The sequence below is a fragment of the Sulfitobacter aestuarii genome (assembly GCF_042685005.1).
GTDB lineage: Bacteria > Pseudomonadota > Alphaproteobacteria > Rhodobacterales > Rhodobacteraceae > Sulfitobacter > Sulfitobacter aestuarii.
In genome coordinates this window covers 13,230-31,434 of sequence record NZ_JBHUMP010000007.1, presented here as the reverse complement: position 1 = coordinate 31,434, position 18,205 = coordinate 13,230, and the positions used below count along the sequence as shown (strand labels likewise).

The following is an 18,205-nucleotide window of genomic DNA, read 5'->3' as shown; positions in this document are numbered from 1 at the left end:
ATTATCATGCTAAAGGACGGCGGTATCGGCGCCAGCAGCAAGCGGCGCGAGGACGTCCGGTTTCTGACCGGCGCGGGAAATTATACCGATGACATCAACATCCGGGGTCAGGCGCATGTGTTCTTCCTGCGCTCGGACGTGGCGCATGGCACGCTGAACGCGGTCGATACGAGCGCCGCGGAGCAGATGCCCGGCGTGGTGCGGATCTTCACCGGGGCGGATTTTGCCGAAATAGGCGGCATGCCCTGCGGCTGGCAGATCACCGACCGGCAGGGCAACCCGATGCAGGAGCCCAGGCACCCGGTGCTGGCCCATGGAAAGGTGCGCCATGTCGGCGAGCCGATTGCCGCCGTGGTAGCCGAGACGCTCGGTCAGGCCCGCGATGCCGCCGAGGCGATCGAGGTCGAGATTGATGACTTGCCCGCGGTCGTCGACATGAAGGCGGCGCTGCAGGACGCTACGCCGAAGGTGCATAACGATCTCACTTCGAATCTCTGCTATGACTGGGGCTTCGTGGAGGAAAACCGCGAGGCGGTGAACAAGGCATTCGAGGATGCGGCCCATGTCACGACGCTGGATCTGGTCAACAACCGGCTGATCGCCAACCCGATCGAACCACGGGTCGCGATCGGCGATTATGCCCGCGGCACCGGCGAACATACGCTTTATACCACCAGCCAGAACCCGCATGTGATCCGTCTGCTGATGGGCGCCTTCGTGCTGGGCATTCCCGAACATAAACTGCGCGTCGTGGCGCCGGATGTCGGGGGTGGGTTCGGCAGCAAGATCTTCCACTATCAGGAAGAGGCCTTCTGCACCTTCGCGGCGAAAGCCTGCAACCGGCCGGTGAAATGGACGTCGAGCCGTTCGGAAGCCTTCATGTCAGACGCCCATGGCCGCGATCATGTGACCAGGATCGAACTGGCGCTCGACAAGGACAACAACTTTACTGCCCTGCGCACCGATACCCATGCCAACATGGGCGCCTATCTCAGCACCTTCGCGCCGAGCGTGCCGACCTGGCTGCACGGCACGCTGATGGCGGGGAATTACCGCACGCCGCTGATCTATGTGAACGTCAAGGCGGTGTTTACCAATACCGTGCCGGTCGATGCCTATCGCGGCGCCGGGCGGCCCGAGGCGACCTATCAGTTGGAGCGTGTGGTAGACAAGGCGGCCCATGAGCTGGGCGTCGATCCGATTGCGCTCAGGCGACAGAATTTCGTCACCGAATTTCCCTATGCCACGCCGGTGGCGGTGGAATATGACATTGGCGATTATGTCGCCACGATGGACAAGCTCGAAGAGCTCGCCGATCGCGACGGCTTTGTTACGCGGCGCAAGGAAAGCGAGGCGCGGGGCAAGCTGCGCGGTTTCGGGGTGAATTGCTATATCGAGGCCTGCGGGATCGCGCCCTCCAACCTTGTCGGCCAGCTCGGCGCGCGCGCCGGGCTTTATGAAAGCGCCACGGTGCGGGTCAACGCGACCGGCGGGCTGGTGGTGATGACCGGCAGCCACAGCCACGGGCAGGGGCATGAAACGTCGTTTGCCCAGGTGGTGGCCGAGATGATCGGGATCGACGAGAACATGGTCGAGATCGTGCATGGCGACACCGCCAACACGCCGATGGGCATGGGCACCTATGGTTCGCGCTCGATTGCCGTCGGCGGCTCGGCGATGGTGCGCGCCACAGAGAAGATTATCGCCAAGGCCAAGAAGATCGCCAGCCATCTGCTGGAAGCCTCCGAAAACGACATCGAACTCAAGGACGGTGCCTTCAGCGTTGCGGGCACCGACAAGTCGGTGGCCTGGGGCGACGTGACGCTGGCGGCCTATGTGCCGCATAATTACCCGCTGGAGGATATCGAGCCCGGGCTGGAGGAGACGGCTTTCTACGATCCGAGCAACTTCACCTATCCGGCCGGTACCTATGCCTGCGAGGTCGAGCTCGACCCCGAGACCGGGCATGTCAGCATCGAGCGTTTCACCGCCGCCGATGATTTCGGCAATGTCATCAACCCGATGATCGTCACCGGCCAGGTCCATGGCGGGCTGGCCCAGGGGATCGGCCAAGCGCTGCTGGAGAATTGCGCCTATGACGGCGACGGGCAGTTGCTGAGCGCGTCCTACATGGATTACGCCATGCCGCGCGCCAGTGATCTGCCGTTTTACAGCGTCGATCATTCCTGCCAGACGCCCTGCACGCACAACCCGCTCGGGGTGAAGGGCTGCGGCGAGGCCGGGGCGATCGGCTCGCCGCCCTCGGTGGTCAATGCGGTGCTCGACGCGCTGCGCTCCGGCGGGTTTGACATCGGGCATATCGACATGCCGCTCACGCCTGCGCGGGTCTGGTCCGCGATGCGGGAAACGGCGGGCTGAGCCCTGCCGCGCGTCGCTGCGGCGGGTGATACGGCGGATTTGAGTATTTGAAAAAGGGTGAAGGGGGGCGTCGCGCTCCGGAACCCGGGAGGAAAGCGGATGTATGATTTTGATGTCGTGAGACCGAAGAGCATCGAGGAGGCGGTGGAGGCCCTGAGCCGTGAGGAGGCGCAGCCGCTGGCGGGGGGGCAGACCCTGATCCCGACGCTGAAGGCGCGGCTTGCGGCGCCTTCCGTGCTGGTATCGCTCAGCGGTATTGACGGGATGAAGGGGGTGCGGCGCGATGATGCGGGGCGGCTCTGCATCGGTGGGGGCACCACCCATGCGGAGGTCATGCGCGAGGCCGAGGCGCATTATCCGGGGCTTGCCTCGCTGGCGGCGCGGATCGGCGATCCGGCGGTGCGCAACCGCGGCACCATCGGCGGATCGCTGGCCAATAACGATCCTTCGGCCTGCTATCCGGCGGCGGCGCTGGCGAGCCGGGCGGTGATCGTCAGCGATCGTCGCGAGGTTGCCGCGGATGACTTCTTTGACGGGATGTTCGGCACGGCGCTGGAGGAGGGCGAGATCATCACCGAGGTGAGATTCGCGGTGCCCGCGGCGGCGCGCTATGAAAAATTCATCCAGCCCGCCTCGCGGTTTCCGCTGGTGGCGAGTTTCGTGGCGCGGTTCGATGACGAGCTGCGCGTGGCGATTACCGGGGCGTCGGAGGATGGCGTGTTCCGCTGGGATGCGGCGGAGACGGCGCTTGCCGGGAATTTCGCCCCCGACGCGCTTGACGGGCTGCGCCCGGGGGAGGACGGGATGATCTCGGACCTGCATGGCAGCGGTGCCTATCGGGCGCATCTTGTCGGGGTCATGACGCGGCGGGCCGTCGCGGCACTGCTTTAGGACAGGCAGCATCACAGGGTGAACGCGACGCTTTCGGGGGCTCCGGGGGGCGAATTCTTGCGCGTGATATTGGATAGCGGAACCTGTTCGTGCATCAGGCGTTGGTGAGCAAGCGCTGCCCGAACGGCGTACCATATCCCGTTAGGAGTTGAATATGCAGAACCTGTTGAAATCCACCACGTCGCTGACGCTTTGCGTCGCCCTGGCCCTGCCCGGCGGTGCCTTTGCGCAGGCCGAAGGGCCGAGCTGCGGTTCGGTGAAGGAGCAGGAGGATTATCCCTGTTTCCTCGATGACGGCACCGAGGTTGCCGACAAGAAGGAATTGCGGAAGGTCCGTAAGGAGGAACGCAAGGCCGAGAAGAAGGCTGGCACGGAATCGGATGAGGAAAGTGCCGAGGTCGACGCCGAGGTGGAAGCTTCGGATGACGCGGCGAGTGCCGAGATCGAGGCGGATATAGCCGAGGAGCAGGTGCAGGCTGAAGCCGACGCGGCTGCCGAGCAGGCGGAAGCTGAGGCACAGGCTGCGGCCGAACAGGCGGAACTAGCTGCCGAAGCTGCGGAGGCCCAAGCTGAGGCGGATGCCGAGGCCGCCGAGCGGGAGGCGGAAGCGGCGGCGGAGCAGGCGGAAGCGGAAGCCGAGGCTGCGCAGCAGCAGGCGGAGGCCGAGGCCGAGGCAGCCGAACAGCAGGCGGAAGCCGAAGCGGAGGCTGCGGAACAGCAGGCCGAGGCGCAGGCTCAGGCCGAAGCCGAAACCGCGGCCGCGCTCCAGGCCGAGGCTGATGCGGCGGCGGCTACAGAAGAGCAGGCGGAGGCGGATGCCGAAGCACAGGCGCAGGCCGAGACCGAGGCTGCGCTGCAGGCGGAAGCCGAGGCGGCAGAGGCGGCCGAACAGCAGGCCGAATCTGATGCGCAAGCCGAGGCGGAAGCTCAGGCCGAGGCGGAAGCTCAGGCCGAAGCGGAAGCACAGACCCAGGCTGAGGCAGATGCACAGGCCGAGGCCGAAACAGAAGCCGCGCTGCAGGCGGAAGCCGATGCGGCGGCCGCTGCCGAGCAAGAGACCGAAGCGGAGCTTAGTGCCGAGGAGAAAGCCGAGCGCGAGGAACGCCGTGCGGAACGCCGCGCCAACCGTCGCGCTGCCCGCGAAGAGGAACGCGCGGCCGCAGCCGCAGCGGCCGATTCCGGCGAGGGCGAGGTCGTGACCGAGGAGGTGACCGAGGAGGAAGTACGCAGTTCGGACGAGGAATTCGACACCGCCGTCACGGCCAATGCGGCAGAGGGCACGGCGCAGGCCGAGGCCAAGACTGACGACGATGACGGGTTGAGCAAGTTCGAGAAGGCATTGCTGCTCGGGCTTGGTGCTGTCGCGGTCGGCGCCGTGTTGAAGAACGGTGAAAAGGTCATCAGCAATTCCGGCGACCGGATCGTGGTTCAGGACCCCGACGGTCAGCTGCGGGTGCTGAAGGACGATGACGCGCTGATCCGCCGCCCCGGCGACGAGGTGCGCACCGAGACCTTCAACGACGGTTCTACCCGGACCACTGTCAACAAGCCGGACGGTTCGAAGATCGTGACCATTCGGGGGCGCGACGGTACCGTGCTGCGCCGGATGAATATCGATGCCCAAGGCCGTGAATACGTGCTCTTCGACGATACCCGTCAGGAACAGGAGATCGTGGTCTCGCAACTGCCACAGGTCCGTCAGGATGATGTGCGGGTCGGCACACAGGACGAGGAAGCCCTGCGGGCGGCCCTGCAGCGGGCATTGCCCGGCGAGCAATCGCGCCGCTTCTCCCTGCGCCAGGTGCGCGAGGTTCAGGAAGTCCGCGCAATGGCACCGCAGCTCGAGCTCGACGCCGTTCAGTTCGAAACCGGCTCTGCCGCGATCCAGCCGGAACAGGCGCGTGCGCTGGCACGGATCGGTACAGCGCTGAGCGACCTGATCGCCAAGGACCCGCGGACCGTGATCCTTGTCGAGGGCCATACCGATGCGGTGGGCGATGCGACCTATAACCTGGCCTTGTCGGACCGTCGTGCGGAGACCGTGGCGCTGGCGCTTACCGAGTATTTCGAGGTGCCGCCGGAGAACATGATCACCCAGGGCTATGGCGAGAGCGCGTTGAAAGTGCCGAGCCAGACCGCCGAACCGGCCAACCGTCGTGCGGTGGTGCGCAACATTACCGAATTGCTGCGCTGATACGTTAGACAGGATGAAACGAGAAACGCCCTCGCGATGCGGGGGCGTTTTGCGTTCTAGACATCAGGAGCGCGCGGATCCGGGCACGCTGCTCGCGATCTTACTTGTGCGGCAACGGGCCGATCAGCATGACCATCTGCCGACCTTCCATCTTCGGGAAGTTTTCCACGCGGCCGATATCCTTGGTATCCTCCGCCACTCTTTCGAGCAGCTCGCGACCGAGATTCTGGTGGGCCATTTCACGGCCGCGGAAGCGCAGGGTGATCTTCACCTTGTCGCCATTCTCCAGAAACTTGAAGACATTGCGCATCTTCACTTCGTAATCGCCGGAATCCGTGTTCGGACGGAACTTGATTTCCTTGATCTCGATGATCTTCTGCTTCTTGCGGGCTTCGCTCTCACGCTTCTGCTGTTCGTATTTGAACTTCCCGAAGTCCATGATCTTGCAGACCGGCGGATTGGCATTGGGCGAGATCTCGACAAGGTCGAGCCCGACCTCGTCGGCCATCTCCATGGCCCGGGCGGGGGATACGACCCCGACGTTTTCGCCTTCTGCGCCGATCAGACGGATTTCGTTGGCGCGGATCTTGTCATTGACGCGCGGGCCGGTGTCGCGTTGCGGCGGCGCGTTGTGGGGTCTGCGAGCGATGGTGATGGTCCTTTGATTGTTCAAGATTTCAGTGTTGCAAGTTAGCCGCGACAAGGGATTTCTTCAAGCCGCAAAATGCGCGGCAGAGGCGTCATTCGCGGGGTTTGACCGGGCTGCGCTTTTCCTCTGGTTGCACATTCCCCGATCCTGCGATTGTGCTATGTAGGGCGGAGCAGCCCGGCTGCAGTTTGAGGGGAATAAGAATGAAGAATCTGATCTGGATCGTGATCGCTGCGGTGATCATCGTGTTTGGCTATATGTTGTTTTCCGGGAAATCGGCGCAGGAGCTGGCAGACGAGGCCGCGCGGGCGGTGGATGTACCGGCGCTGATCGAGGGTGCGGAGGATGCGGGGCGAACCGCGGGCGAGAGCATCAGCGAGGCGGCCAAGAGCACGGCGGAACTGGCCAGCGACGCAGCCGCAGCTTTGCGGGAGGTCTCGCAAGAGGCGGTGTCGTCGGTCGATGATGATGTGCAGCCGGCGCAGAAGCCGGTCCCTGCGGAGGATGACACGGCCAAGATTGCTGCGGAGGAGACAGAGGTGCCGGTCACCGAGGAGGCGACGGAGGTCGAGCTGCAGAGCGCACAAGAGGCGGACGATGCGGATCAGGCCCAGGTTGACCCGGTGGCGCCGGAGACCACGGAGGGGATCGAGGCCACGTCCGAGGCAGAGGCCGAGACCGTGACGCAGGAAAATGGATCCGTGACAGGGGACGCGGCGGGTACGAGGCTCGGCGATGACGCGGTTTCCGTGCCGGATGAGCCCGAGACGGCGGATGCCGGGACCGACACGGCAACCGACACCGATACGGCGACTGACACTAATACGGCGACTGACGCCGATCCGGATGCACCGGCATCGCCGGAAAGCGAGACAACGACCCCTGAAGCGGAGACAGCGTCGGACGTAGAGACGGAGCAGGACCTGCCTGCTGCTACGACCGATGATGCGGCCGAGCCCACCGGTGAAGTTCGCAGCGATGCGGCGGCGGAAACCGAAGGCGAAATCGCGACCGGGGCCGAGGCGGATGCCGAGGTGCTGACCATGGAGGGCTTCGACCTCGAAAGGGCGATGACGCTGATCGAGGATTCGGATCTTTCCGAACTGCGCAAGGAGTCGCTGCAAAGCAGTCTGGAAGCGGCGCAGGACAATGAACCGGCGCTGAAAGCGCTGCTTGAGCAGATCCGCGACGCGCTTGAACGCTGATCAGCGTCCTGCGATACATAGAGGACAGACAAAAACCGTGCCCTCGGCAGAAGGCGCGGTTTATTTATTGTGGCGATTGGCGTGCGGTAATTAACCGACGAAAGCTTTCTCGACCACGTAATGTTTGGGGTCGGAGTTCGCGCCTTCCTCAAGCCCGAAGCTCTCCATCAATACCTTGATATCCTTGTTGAAATCAAGGCTACCGCAGACCATGCCACGGTCGGTCTCGGCGTTGATCGGCGGGATGCCGAGGTCTTCGAACACCGTGCCATTTTCCAGCAGCGTGGTGATCCGGCCCATCTTCGGGCTCTGCTCGCGGGTGGTGGTCGGATAGTAGCGCACCTTGTTTTCCACCAGCTCGCCGATCAGCGGATCGTCATTGAGGCTCGCCACCAGCTCGGCCCCATAGGCCAGCTCCGCCACGTCGCGGCAGGTATGGGTCATGATGATCTCGTCGAATTTCTCGTAGGTTTCCGGCTCGCGCAGCAACGAGGCGAAGGGCGCGAAACCGGTGCCGGTGGCGAAGAGCCACAGCCGCTTGCCGGGCAAGAGCGCGTCATGGACCAGCGTGCCGACAGGCTTGGGGCGCAGGATGATCTGATCGCCGGGCTGGATATGCTGGAGTTTCGAGGTCAGCGGCCCGTCCTGTACCTTGATCGAATAGAACTCCAGCTCGTCATCCCAGGCCGGGGAGGCGATGGAATAGGCGCGCAGCAGCGGTTTCTGCTTGCCGGTCTCGGGATGCGGATCGCCCATCAGGCCGATCATCACGAATTCGCCGGAGCGGAAGCGCAGCGAGGCGGGCCGCGAAACCCGGAAGGAAAACAGCCGATCCGTCCAGTGCTTGACCGAAGTGACGGTCTGCGCATCCGGCAGCGTCGGCGTGGCCGGGACGGCCTGGGCGGTGTTCTGGGTCACGTTCAGAGCTTTGTTCATTGTTTCTACACTAACAAGTTTGAGCCGTTATTACAGGAATGAACAGCGTTTTTCAACATCGGATTTGCGGGATCGGCCGGCGCCTTGTGCGCCAGCCGATCGGCAATGTCAAATTGCCGGAACAGGCGCGCGGCCGCGCAGGCGGTTCTGATAATCATGCGCCTGCCAGTCGGCGCGGAACAGCCATTGCTCCTCGGGCTGACGCTCGGCCAGGGCCGCGTCGATCTCGACCTCGTCGAAACCCGAACGCCGGGCCATCGCATATTGGTCCGACAGGACATGTCCCTTGGCGCGCAGCCGCCCGGTGAAACCGCGCTGGCGTAGCACCCGCGCGATGCTGAAGCCGCGGCCATCGGCGGAGGAGGGGAAATCGACCCGGATCATCCGCAGCGCCGGGCTGAGCTGTACCTGTTCGGGGTCGGTATCCGAAGGCAGGTCGAGCCCGACGCAATCGTTGGCCGCACCGCAGCTGCAATAGCCGCTGGTCCAGTCGTCGGGGGAAAAGCCGGTGTCGGTGACGATAATGCTCATGTTCATACTCCTTGGCGGACCATCTTGCCGTTCACGAAATGGATGCCGCATTCCTGTTTGTCCTGATCGCGCCAGCGTCCGGCGCGCGGGTCTTCGCCCGGTGCCACCGGCGAGGTGCAGGGCGCGCAGCCGATCGAGGGATAGCCCTTCGCCACCAGCGGATGTCGGGGCAGGCGGTTCTCGGCGATATATTCGGCCACGTCCTCTGAGGCCCAATAGGCGAGCGGGTTGACCTTGATCCGCGCCGGGGCACCTTCGGGACGTTCGAGTTCGAAGAATTCCAGCGCGGCACGAGTGCCGGACTGAAAACGTTTGCGGCCGGTGATCCAGCCGTCGAACCCCTGCAGCGCCGCATTGAGCGGCACGGTCTTGCGCAGCGCACAGCAGGCGTCGGTATCGCGTCGGTGCAGGCTGCCGTCCGGGTCCTGCGCGGCAATCTCGGCCGCGCGCAGGATCCTGAGGTTGCGCAGGCCCAGCCGCTCGGTCAGCTCCTGCTGATAGACCAGCGTCTCGGCGAAGAGCATCTCGGTATCGATGAACAGCACCGGCAGGTCGCGCGATACCATCGAGGCCAGATGCAACAGCGCCACCGATTCCGCACCGAAGCTGGAGACCAGCGCGAGCTCGGGGATTTCCTCAAGCGCGACGCGCAGCACGTCGGTCGCGCCGTGGTGGCGCAACCTGGCGTTCAGCCCTGCCACCTGTGCGGCCAAAAGCGTCTCGCGCTCCCGATCCTGCGCGGGCAACGGTGCCTGAAACGGGGATGGATCAGGCCGCATCGGCTCGGGCTTCCGGATAGAGGGCGGCCTTGAACGGCGCCAGCCCCAGACGGCGGTAGGTCTGCAGGAAAGTCTCGGCAGGTTCAAGACGCAGGTCGAGATAGGCCAGCACCAGCCGTTCGATGGCCGGAATGATCGCCTCGGCCGAGAACCCCGGTCCGGTGCGCGCGCCGATCTCGGCGTTTTCGGTCCCATCGCCGCCCAGAGTGATCTGGTAGTTTTCCACCCCGGCGCGGTCCAGCCCGAGAATGCCGATATGCCCGACATGATGATGCCCGCAGGCGTTGATGCAGCCGGAGATCTTGATCTTCAGCGGACCGACATCGTGCTCCAGCTTCAGCTCGTCGAACCGTGTGGCGATCTGCTGCGCGATCGGGATCGAGCGGGCGGTGGCCAGCGCGCAATAATCCATGCCGGGGCAGGCGATAATGTCCGAGATCAGCCCGATATTCGCCGTGGCGAGCCCCGCCTCCTTCAGCGCCGCATGAAGTGCCGGGAGGTCAGCGCGGTGCACATGGGGCAGGATCACGTTCTGCTCATGGCTGATGCGCAGCTCGTCATGGCCGAACTCGCGCGCCAGCCGCGCCATGACGCGCATCTGATCGGATGTCGCATCGCCCGGTGTGGCGCCATGCGCCTTGAGCGAGATCGACACGATGGCATAACCCGGCGCGCGATGCGCGGCCAGATTGGTATCGGCCCAACTGCGGAATACCGGATCGTTGGTATAGGCGGACTCGTAAGGTGCCAGCGACGCGGTCTTGAAATCGGGCGCGGCGAAATCCGCTTCGATGCGCGACAGAATCTGTTGATCGACACCGGTGAAACGCGGCCGCACCAGCGCAAAACGCTCATTCACCCGGGCGCGGATATCCTCGATGCCGTTCTCGTGCACGGTGATCTTGATGCGCGCCTTGTACTTGTTGTCTCGCCGTCCGAGCAGGTTGTAGACGCTGACGATGGCTTCGAGATAGGGCAGCAGGTCTTCCTCGGGCAGGAAGTCATGCAGCACCTTGCCGATCATCGGGGTGCGACCGAGACCGCCACCGACGATTACCTCATAGCCGCGCTCGCCGTCACGCTCGAGAATGCGCAGTCCGATGTCATGCGCCTTGATCACGGCGCGGTCGGCCTCGGCCCCGGTGACCGCGACCTTGAACTTGCGCGGCAGGAACTGGAATTCCGGATGATCGGTGGACCATTGGCGGATCAGCTCTGCAACCGGGCGCGGATCGGCCACCTCATCGGCGGCGGCCCCGGCAAAATGGTCCGCTGTCACGTTGCGGATCGTGTTGCCGGAGGTCTGGATCGCGTGCAGGTTCACCTCGGCCAGCGCGTCGAGCATGTCGGGCACATCGCGCAGCTTGGGCCAGTTGTACTGGATGTTCTGGCGCGTGGTGAAATGGCCATAGCCCTTGTCCCAGCGGTCGGCGATCTCGGCGAGCTTCTCCATCTTCGCGCTGTCGAGCGTGCCATAGGGGATCGCGACGCGCAGCATATAGGCGTGCAGCTGCAGGTATAGCCCGTTCATCAGCCGCAGCGGCTTGAACTCGTCCTCGGTCAGCGAGCCTTCGATACGGCGCTCGACCTGCTGGCGGAACTGGGCGTTGCGCTCGGCGAGGAACTGGTCATCGAATTCGGTATAGCTGTACATCACTGGCTCTCCTGTTTGCCATGCGCGTAGTTTGACGGGCCGGTGGCGCGAAACGCCTCGCGGAAATGAGTGGGGCGCGGGTGCCGGTCCTCGAGCTTGACGTCGGCGAGATAGGCACCGACCACGCGGTCGCTCTGCTGCATCGCGTCGATCAGGCGCAGATCGGCGTCGGCCTCGTCGGTGAGCACCTCGGCCTCGGTGAGAAGCCGGGTCCAGCCATCGGCGGTCTGATAGATCACGTCCCCTTCCAGAAGGGCATTGGCGGTGACGACTTTGGGGGTGAAGATCTTGGGCATCAGGCAAATTCCTGCAGATTGATGGTTTGTGAAATACCCTGCGATGCGGCACGGGCGGTGCGCGGTGCAAGGCCATAGAAAGTGAGTGCGGGACCCTTCATGTCGGCCGCCGCAAGGTCGTTGGGCAGACGGTCGAGATTGGTCTCCAGAATGCGCTGCTCCGGTCTCGAAGCATTCTCGATCACCGTTACAGGCGTATGACGATCAGCCCCGTGCATCAGCAGGCGGCCCTGCACGAAACGCGCAGATTTCTTGCCCATGTAGATCGCCGCGACCTCGTCGGGGCGGGCCAGTGCGGCCCAGTCGTGATCGGCGAAACCCTTCATGTCATGGCCGGTCAGGAAACGGACAGAGGCATTGCGGCCGCGTTTGGTCAGGCTCTGACCGATACCGGCCACGGCCGCGGAGGCGGCGGTGATGCCGGGAACGATGTGCCAGGCAATGCCGTGGGCGTCGATCGCGTCGATCTCCTCGTCGAGCCGTCCGAAGATCGTCGCATCGCCGGATTTCAGCCGCACGACCTGTGCACCGGCCTTGCCGTGTTCGACCAGCAGATCGTTGATGCTCTTCTGCGAGGTGGAGGGGCCGAAGCCTTCCTTGCCGACGTCGATCATCAGCGCCTCGCGGCGGGCCAGTTCGAGGATCTCAGGGCTGATCAGCCGGTCATAGATCACCACATCGGCCTCATCGAGGGCGCGGCGGGCCTTGAGGGTCAACAGCTCCGGATCACCGGGGCCACCGCCGACAAAGGCGACATGGCCCGGCCGGGCATTGCGGGTCAGATGGTCGGAAAGCAGATCATCGAGCGCCGGGCGCAGCGCCGCCTCACCGGCGCCGATCGCGCGGGGACCGGAGGTGAAATAATAGTCGCGCCAGAAATCGCGGCGCGCCCGGCCGAAGGGCAGGGCATCGGCCATCTTGCGGAACGACTTGCCGATCCGTGCGAGCGTGCCGAGGCTGCTCGGCAGGCGGTCTTCGAGCTCCGCCTTGATTGCGCGGGCCAATACCGGGGCGGCGCCCTCGGTGCCAATGGCGATGGTCACCGGGTCGCGGTCGACGATCGCCGGGGTGATGAAGGCGCTGTCCTGCAGGTTGTCGACGATATTGACCAGCGCGCCTTCGGCGCGGGCAATCGCGGCGTTCGCGGCATCAATTGTGTCATCCTCATCGGCGGCATAGAACAGCGCGGCGCCGTCCACATCACCGGGCGCCAAGGACCGCGCCTTCAGGGTCAGCCGACCGGCAGCGGCCCAGTCGATGATCTCGCGTGCCGGGGCGGGGGCAAAGACGGTGACCGCCGCTTCGGTCTTCAGCAACAGGCGCAGCTTGGCCAGTGCCGCCTCGCCGCCGCCGGACAGGACGATGCGCTGGCCCCTGGTGGACAGGAAGATCGGGAAGTGGTCCATAGTGATGCGCCCTTGCGTTTGGTTTGATGTCATATATAGGAAAAATTCCCTCCATTGCGCCATATGTGCGGAGAGATAAGGACATGTGTTCCGGCCTGAGGTAAAGTCGGAACAAGCGTCATGGTAAAGAAGGAAGTATGGAATGAATGTCCGGATCGACGACACTGACAGGAAAATCCTGGCCCAGCTGCAACGCGATGCCAGCCAGTCGCTCGACGATATTGCCCGCGAAGTCGGCTCGTCCAAGACCCCGGTCTGGAATCGCATCCGCAAGCTGCGCGAAGCCGGGGTGATCGGTCAGCAGACGGTGGTGCTCGATTCGGAAGCGCTCGGGTTCGAGGCCTGTTTCTTTGTGTTGATCCGCACCTCGGAACATGAGGCGGAATGGCAGGCGGCGTTTCTGAAGGCGCTGCAGGACCGCCCGGAAGTGCAGGAGGCACATCGGCTGGCCGGGGACATCGACTATATCCTCAAGGTCCGGGTCAAGAACGCGCGGGCCTATGACGCCTTCTACCAGGCGCTGATTTCCGAGGTGCGGGTGCATAATGTCACCGCGCTGCTGTCGATGGAGGAGATCAAGTCCACCACGATGCTGCCGCTCTGATCGCGGCCCTCAGCGGGTGACCATCAGCCGTTCGAGCCGATGGAAGTGGAACGTGTCGGCGTAGCACGGTTCCTCGGCCAGCCGCATCTGCGGCAGCGCGTCAAAGAGCATCGGCAAGGCGGTCTGCAACTCAAGCCGCGCCAGCGGCGCCCCGACGCAGAAATGCAGCCCGCCCCCGAAGGCCGCATGGGGCTTGGCCGGGCGGGCGGGATCGAAGTCATCGGGCGCTGTGTGCAGGGCCGGATCGCGCCCGGCGGCACCGAGGATCAGCGCGATCTGCTCGCCTTTCTTCAGCGTCACTGCGCCAAGTTCGATGTCGGCATAGGCATAGCGGGTGAAAAGATGCAGCGGCGGGTCATAGCGCAGCAGCTCCTCGACGGTGGCATTCACCCGCTCGGGCGCCAGCATGTCGCGCGGCGTGTCGTGTTCGAGCAGGCATTTTACCGAATTTCCGAGCGAATGGACCGTCGCTTCATGCCCGGCGTTGAGCAGCAGCACGCAGGTGCCGATCATCTCGTCATTGCTGAGCTTGCTGCCATCCTCTTCCGCCGCGATCAATTGGGTGATCAGGTCGTCGCGCGGGTCGGTGCGGCGCTGCTCGATGTAATCGCGCAGGAAGGCGGTGAATTCGGCGGCGGCAGCATTGGCGGCGTCCTCAATCTGCCGGTCGCGGTTGGCCTGATACATCGCCACCATGGCGTTGGACCAGGCCAGCAGATCGGGCGCCATCGTCTCGGGCACGCCGAGCAGCCGGGCGATGATGCGCACCGGCAATTGCGTGCAATAGGCCGGGATCAGGTCGAAGTCCCCCTGCGGCAATCCGGCAATCAGATCGCGGCTCACCGCTTCGATATCAGGGCGCAGTGCGCCGATGCGCCGCGAGGTGAAGGCGCGCAGCACCAGACCGCGCAGGCGGGTGTGGCGCGGCGGTTCGAGTTCCAGCATCGAATGGGTCTCGATCGCGTCAAATGCGGCAAGATGCGGCTGCGGCGCCGGGCGCTGCTCCACCGGGATCTCCCGTCCGAGGCGACGGTCGCGCAGCAGCGCCTGCACGTTTGCGCCATCAAAGGCGGCATACATGCCGTAATCCTCCCAGAACAGCACCGGCCCGTCGCGGCGCGCCTGCGCATAGGCGGTGTAGGGATTCTGGACAAAGGCGGGGTTGCGGGGGTCGAGATGCAGCTTGTTCATGCGCTCAGCTAGGCCGGGCGGGCAGGGGGATGCAAGAGGACAAAGCCCCTGCGCACCGGGTCGGCTTGGCGCAAATGCCGAAAGGTCGGCAAGTATGATTTGCAGTGTGGCCGAAAAGCCGTGATAAAATAGCCTTCTGCACATCGCGAGCGATGCGGCCGGGCGCGATTGGCCGCCCTGCGGCCGCCGCGCATAAGCATAAGAATGCAGGATCAATCTCTGGGAGGAGAACCTATGAAACGACTGACCATTGCCACCATCGCCCTGTCCCTGAGCGTCAGCGCCGGTGCGGTTGCCGCCGCCTGTGACGACGGCGAGATCGTGATCAAGTTCAGCCATGTGACCAATACCGACAAACACCCCAAGGGGCTGGCCGCCTCGTTGCTGGAAAAACGCGTCAACGAGGAGATGGATGGCAAGGCCTGCATGGAGGTGTTCCCGAACTCGACGCTCTATGACGATGACAAGGTGCTCGAGGCGATGCTGCAGGGCGATGTGCAGATGGCTGCGCCCTCGCTGTCGAAATTCGAGCAGTTCACCAAGGTCTTCCGGCTCTTCGACCTGCCCTTCGTATTCAAGAACATCGAAGCGGTAGATGAATTCCAGAATTCCGAAGCCGGTGAGAAGATGAAGAGCTCGATGGAGCGGCGCGGGCTCAAGGGGCTGGCCTTCTGGCACAACGGCATGAAGCAGATGTCGGCCAACAAGCCGCTCGTGACGCCCGAGGATGCCAGGGGGCTGAAATTCCGCGTGCAGCCCTCCGAGGTGATCAAGGCGCAGATGGAGGCGATCGGCGTCTCGCCGCAGCCGATGGCGTTTTCCGAGGTTTACGGGGCATTGCAGACCGGGGTTGTCGACGGGCAGGAGAACACCTGGTCCAACATCTATGGTCAGAAGTTCTTCGAAGTGCAGGACGGCATCACCGAGACCAACCACGGCGTGCTCGATTACATGGTCGTGACCTCGACCGATTGGTGGGAGGGGCTGCCCGAGGATGTGCGCACCCAGCTTGGCACCATCGTCGAGGAAGTCACCGCCGAGCGCAATGCGGCGGTCAGCGAGGTCGATGCCGATGCGCGTCAGGCGATCCTCGACACCGGCACCGAGATCATCGAGCTTGACGATGCGCAGCGCCAGGTCTGGGTCGACGCGATGAAGCCGGTCTGGGACCAGTTCATCGACGATGTCGGTCAGGACAATATCGACGCGGCGCAGCAGATCAACCTGACCCACTGACGCCCTCCGTCGCTTTCGGGATCCGGTTCCCGGCGGGGCCGGATCGTTTGACATCCCTGACCGGCTCCCGAGCCGGACGGGATCATGTGACGTATCAGACGGCAGGGAGGGCGCGATGTCTGCTCATTATCGACCACGCGACGGGTTCGGGCGTTTTGTCCATGAATTCGAGGAGACCGCGATTGCAGTGATCCTCGGGCTGATGACGGTGATCACCTTCATCAACGTGGTCCTGCGCTACGGGTTCAACACCGGGTTGATCTGGGGGCTCGAAGCCGTGACCTTCCTGTTCGCGTGGCTGGTGCTCTTCGGCGTCAGCTATGCGGTCAAGGTGACCGCGCATCTGGGTGTCGATGCGGTGATCAACCTCTTCGGGCACCCGATCCGCAAGACGCTGGCGCTGCTCGCGGGGCTGATCTGCGTCATCTATGCGGCCCTGCTGCTGAAGGGCGCCTGGGATTACTGGGCCCCTTTCGCCGGGCTTGATGCCACCACGGGGCGCTGGTTTCCCACCGGTTTCGCGCAGAGCCGCGATCAGGCCTGGTACGAGGTCGTCGACCTGCCCATGCCCGATTGGCTGCGCTTCATCGAGCCCGTGATGAACGAGGGCGAAGCCTATGAGAAACTGCCCCGTTTCATTCCCTATGCCATCCTGCCCCTGGGCACGGCGCTCTTGCTGCTGCGCTTCCTGCAGGCGTGCTGGCGGGTCTGGCGCGACCGGCAGGAGGCGCTGATCGTCGGACATGAGGCCGAGGATGCGGTGCTCGAAATCAAGCATATGAACGCGGAAGACTGAGCCCATGGAAGTCGTCATACTCTTTGCCATGGTGATCGGGTTGATGCTGATCGGCGTTCCCATTGCCGTCAGCCTCGGCATGTCCTCGATCCTGTTCCTGCTGGTCCTGTCGGATACCTCGCTGGCCTCGATCGCGCAGACGCTGTTCCAGGCGATGGCCGGGCATTACACGCTGCTGGCGATCCCGTTCTTCATTCTGGCGTCCTCCTTTATGTCGACAGGCGGGGTGGCGCGGCGGATCATCCGGTTTTCCATCGCGCTGGTCGGGCATCTGCCCGGCGGACTGGCGATTGCCGGGGTCTTTGCCTGCATGCTCTTCGCCGCGCTCAGCGGTTCGTCCCCCGCGACGGTGGTGGCCATCGGTTCCATCGTGATCGCCGGGATGCGGCAGGTCGGCTACAGCCGCGATTTCGCCGCCGGGGTGATCGCCAATGCCGGCACGCTGGGCATCCTGATCCCGCCGAGCATCGTGATGGTGGTCTATGCCAGCGCCACCGATGTTTCGGTCGGGCGGATGTTTCTGGCCGGGGTCGTGCCGGGGCTGCTGGCCGGGACCATGCTGATGGTGACGATCTATGTCATGGCCAAGGTCAAGGACCTGCCCAAGGGCGAATGGCGCGGCTGGGGCGAAGTATGGCAGAGCGGGCGCGAGGCGGGCTGGGGGCTGTTCCTGATCGTGATCATCCTCGGTGGTATATATGGCGGGATCTTCACCCCGACCGAGGCCGCGGCCGTGGCCGCGGTCTATGCCTTCCTGATCGCCTGTTTCGTCTATCGCGACATGGGGCCGCTGCATGTGGCGGGCGGGGGGCGGAACCTGCCGCTGTGGAACAAGCCGCTGGCTCTGCTCTCGGTGTTCTGGCACCGGGATACCCGCGACACGCTGTTCGAGGCGGGCAAGCTGACCGTGACGCTGATGTTCATCATCGCCAATGCGCTGATCCTCAAACATGTGCTGACCGACGAGCAGATCCCGCAGCAGATCTCGGCGGCGATGCTCAGTGCCGGGTTCGGGCCGATCGTGTTCCTGGTGATCGTCAACGTGATCCTGCTGATCGGCGGTCAGTTCATGGAGCCCTCGGGCCTGCTGGTGATCGTCGCACCACTGGTGTTCCCGATCGCCATCGAGCTCGGCATCGACCCGATCCACCTCGGCATCATCATGGTGGTCAACATGGAAATCGGCATGATCACACCGCCGGTGGGGCTCAACCTGTTCGTCACCTCGGGCGTGGCCAACATGCCGATGATGTCCGTGGTGCGCGCGGCGCTGCCGTTCCTGGCGGTGCTCTTCATGTTTCTGATCATGGTGACCTATATCCCGATCCTGTCGACCTGGCTGCCGACGCTGATGATGGGGCCGGAGATCATTACCAACTAGACATCGGGGCGGGGGCAGTACGTCATCGCGACGAGCCGCCCTCCGTCCGGGGTCGGATTTCGAGTATTTGGGAAAGG

General features: G+C 64.1%; 16 protein-coding genes. 8 read left to right on the top strand and 8 right to left on the bottom strand.

What is annotated here, in order from left to right:
* Positions 1–6: 6 nt before the first annotated feature.
* The 3 genes from ACFSUD_RS09630 (at position 7) to ACFSUD_RS09620 (ending at position 5,464) form a co-directional block, all read left to right on the top strand.
* On the top strand, positions 7–2,379 hold the full coding sequence (locus ACFSUD_RS09630; protein ID WP_386373816.1) for a xanthine dehydrogenase family protein molybdopterin-binding subunit: 2,373 nt from the start codon (positions 7–9) through the stop codon (positions 2,377–2,379).
* A 99-nt stretch (positions 2,380–2,478) separates the two neighbouring features.
* Positions 2,479–3,270 (top strand): FAD binding domain-containing protein, encoded by a 792-nt coding sequence (locus ACFSUD_RS09625; protein WP_386373814.1) that lies wholly within the window; start codon positions 2,479–2,481, stop codon positions 3,268–3,270.
* A gap of 154 nt (positions 3,271–3,424) precedes the next feature.
* Complete coding sequence (locus ACFSUD_RS09620) at positions 3,425–5,464, top strand: OmpA family protein (protein ID WP_386373812.1); 2,040 nt, start codon at positions 3,425–3,427, stop codon at positions 5,462–5,464.
* A gap of 100 nt (positions 5,465–5,564) precedes the next feature.
* On the opposite strand, the gene infC is transcribed toward ACFSUD_RS09620, so the two are convergent.
* Positions 5,565–6,137 carry a translation initiation factor IF-3 gene (gene infC / locus ACFSUD_RS09615; protein ID WP_449343062.1) on the bottom strand — a complete coding sequence of 191 codons (573 nt, stop codon included), beginning with the start codon at positions 6,135–6,137 and terminating at the stop codon, positions 5,565–5,567.
* Between the two features lie 179 nt (positions 6,138–6,316).
* On the opposite strand from infC, the gene ACFSUD_RS09610 reads away from it, so the two are divergent.
* Positions 6,317–7,318: a hypothetical protein gene (locus tag ACFSUD_RS09610; protein WP_386373810.1), complete on the top strand. Its 1,002-nt coding sequence runs from the start codon at positions 6,317–6,319 to the stop codon at positions 7,316–7,318.
* A gap of 90 nt (positions 7,319–7,408) precedes the next feature.
* Here ACFSUD_RS09610 and ACFSUD_RS09605 read toward each other — a convergent pair whose 3' ends face one another.
* From ACFSUD_RS09605 to cysG, 6 genes are all read right to left on the bottom strand, one after another.
* Positions 7,409–8,254, bottom strand: coding sequence for a ferredoxin--NADP reductase (locus ACFSUD_RS09605; protein WP_386373808.1), 846 nt, complete (start codon positions 8,252–8,254; stop codon positions 7,409–7,411).
* Between the two features lie 108 nt (positions 8,255–8,362).
* A complete protein-coding gene (locus ACFSUD_RS09600) occupies positions 8,363–8,785 on the bottom strand; it encodes a DUF934 domain-containing protein (protein WP_386373806.1) in 423 nt (140 codons plus the stop codon).
* A 2-nt stretch (positions 8,786–8,787) separates the two neighbouring features.
* On the bottom strand, positions 8,788–9,564 hold the full coding sequence (locus ACFSUD_RS09595; RefSeq protein WP_386373804.1) for a phosphoadenylyl-sulfate reductase: 777 nt from the start codon (positions 9,562–9,564) through the stop codon (positions 8,788–8,790).
* Entirely contained in the window at positions 9,554–11,218 is a 1,665-nt protein-coding gene (locus tag ACFSUD_RS09590; protein ID WP_386373802.1) for a nitrite/sulfite reductase, read from the bottom strand. The genes ACFSUD_RS09595 and ACFSUD_RS09590 overlap by 11 nt, the downstream gene beginning before the upstream one ends.
* Positions 11,218–11,514 carry a DUF2849 domain-containing protein gene (locus tag ACFSUD_RS09585; RefSeq protein WP_386373800.1) on the bottom strand — a complete coding sequence of 99 codons (297 nt, stop codon included), beginning with the start codon at positions 11,512–11,514 and terminating at the stop codon, positions 11,218–11,220. Before ACFSUD_RS09585 ends, ACFSUD_RS09590 begins: the two co-directional genes overlap by 1 nt.
* Positions 11,514–12,920: a siroheme synthase CysG gene (gene cysG / locus ACFSUD_RS09580; RefSeq protein WP_386373798.1), complete on the bottom strand. Its 1,407-nt coding sequence runs from the start codon at positions 12,918–12,920 to the stop codon at positions 11,514–11,516. Before cysG ends, ACFSUD_RS09585 begins: the two co-directional genes overlap by 1 nt.
* Positions 12,921–13,062: 142 nt before the next feature.
* Between cysG and ACFSUD_RS09575 the strand changes: the two genes are divergently transcribed.
* The gene (locus tag ACFSUD_RS09575) at positions 13,063–13,524 is read left to right on the top strand and encodes an Lrp/AsnC family transcriptional regulator (RefSeq protein WP_386373795.1); all 462 of its coding nucleotides are present in this window, start codon (positions 13,063–13,065) and stop codon (positions 13,522–13,524) included.
* Positions 13,525–13,533: 9 nt separating this feature from the next.
* On the opposite strand, the gene ACFSUD_RS09570 is transcribed toward ACFSUD_RS09575, so the two are convergent.
* The gene (locus tag ACFSUD_RS09570; RefSeq protein ID WP_386373793.1) at positions 13,534–14,715 is read right to left on the bottom strand and encodes a cytochrome P450; all 1,182 of its coding nucleotides are present in this window, start codon (positions 14,713–14,715) and stop codon (positions 13,534–13,536) included.
* A gap of 234 nt (positions 14,716–14,949) precedes the next feature.
* On the opposite strand from ACFSUD_RS09570, the gene ACFSUD_RS09565 reads away from it, so the two are divergent.
* The 3 genes from ACFSUD_RS09565 (at position 14,950) to ACFSUD_RS09555 (ending at position 18,128) form a co-directional block, all read left to right on the top strand.
* Positions 14,950–15,951 carry a TRAP transporter substrate-binding protein gene (locus ACFSUD_RS09565; protein WP_386373791.1) on the top strand — a complete coding sequence of 334 codons (1,002 nt, stop codon included), beginning with the start codon at positions 14,950–14,952 and terminating at the stop codon, positions 15,949–15,951.
* Between the two features lie 115 nt (positions 15,952–16,066).
* The gene (locus ACFSUD_RS09560) at positions 16,067–16,747 is read left to right on the top strand and encodes a TRAP transporter small permease (RefSeq protein WP_386373789.1); all 681 of its coding nucleotides are present in this window, start codon (positions 16,067–16,069) and stop codon (positions 16,745–16,747) included.
* Between the two features lie 4 nt (positions 16,748–16,751).
* Positions 16,752–18,128, top strand: a complete 1,377-nt coding sequence (locus tag ACFSUD_RS09555; RefSeq protein ID WP_386373787.1) for a TRAP transporter large permease — start codon at positions 16,752–16,754, stop codon at positions 18,126–18,128.
* Positions 18,129–18,205: the final 77 nt, after the last annotated feature.

Coding starts and splice junctions, on each gene's coding strand:
- ACFSUD_RS09590 (WP_386373802.1), bottom strand. CDS start 11,218: ATGTACAGCTATACCGAATTCGATGACCAGTTCCTCGCCGAGCGCAAC.
- ACFSUD_RS09570 (WP_386373793.1), bottom strand. CDS start 14,715: ATGAACAAGCTGCATCTCGACCCCCGCAACCCCGCCTTTGTCCAGAAT.
- ACFSUD_RS09565 (WP_386373791.1), top strand. CDS start 14,950: ATGAAACGACTGACCATTGCCACCATCGCCCTGTCCCTGAGCGTCAGC.
- ACFSUD_RS09605 (WP_386373808.1), bottom strand. CDS start 8,254: ATGAACAAAGCTCTGAACGTGACCCAGAACACCGCCCAGGCCGTCCCG.
- ACFSUD_RS09595 (WP_386373804.1), bottom strand. CDS start 9,564: ATGCGGCCTGATCCATCCCCGTTTCAGGCACCGTTGCCCGCGCAGGAT.
- cysG (WP_386373798.1), bottom strand. CDS start 12,920: ATGGACCACTTCCCGATCTTCCTGTCCACCAGGGGCCAGCGCATCGTC.
- ACFSUD_RS09625 (WP_386373814.1), top strand. CDS start 2,479: ATGTATGATTTTGATGTCGTGAGACCGAAGAGCATCGAGGAGGCGGTG.
- ACFSUD_RS09575 (WP_386373795.1), top strand. CDS start 13,063: ATGAATGTCCGGATCGACGACACTGACAGGAAAATCCTGGCCCAGCTG.
- ACFSUD_RS09560 (WP_386373789.1), top strand. CDS start 16,067: ATGTCTGCTCATTATCGACCACGCGACGGGTTCGGGCGTTTTGTCCAT.
- ACFSUD_RS09620 (WP_386373812.1), top strand. CDS start 3,425: ATGCAGAACCTGTTGAAATCCACCACGTCGCTGACGCTTTGCGTCGCC.
- ACFSUD_RS09585 (WP_386373800.1), bottom strand. CDS start 11,514: ATGCCCAAGATCTTCACCCCCAAAGTCGTCACCGCCAATGCCCTTCTG.
- ACFSUD_RS09555 (WP_386373787.1), top strand. CDS start 16,752: ATGGAAGTCGTCATACTCTTTGCCATGGTGATCGGGTTGATGCTGATC.
- ACFSUD_RS09600 (WP_386373806.1), bottom strand. CDS start 8,785: ATGAGCATTATCGTCACCGACACCGGCTTTTCCCCCGACGACTGGACC.
- ACFSUD_RS09610 (WP_386373810.1), top strand. CDS start 6,317: ATGAAGAATCTGATCTGGATCGTGATCGCTGCGGTGATCATCGTGTTT.
- ACFSUD_RS09630 (WP_386373816.1), top strand. CDS start 7: ATGCTAAAGGACGGCGGTATCGGCGCCAGCAGCAAGCGGCGCGAGGAC.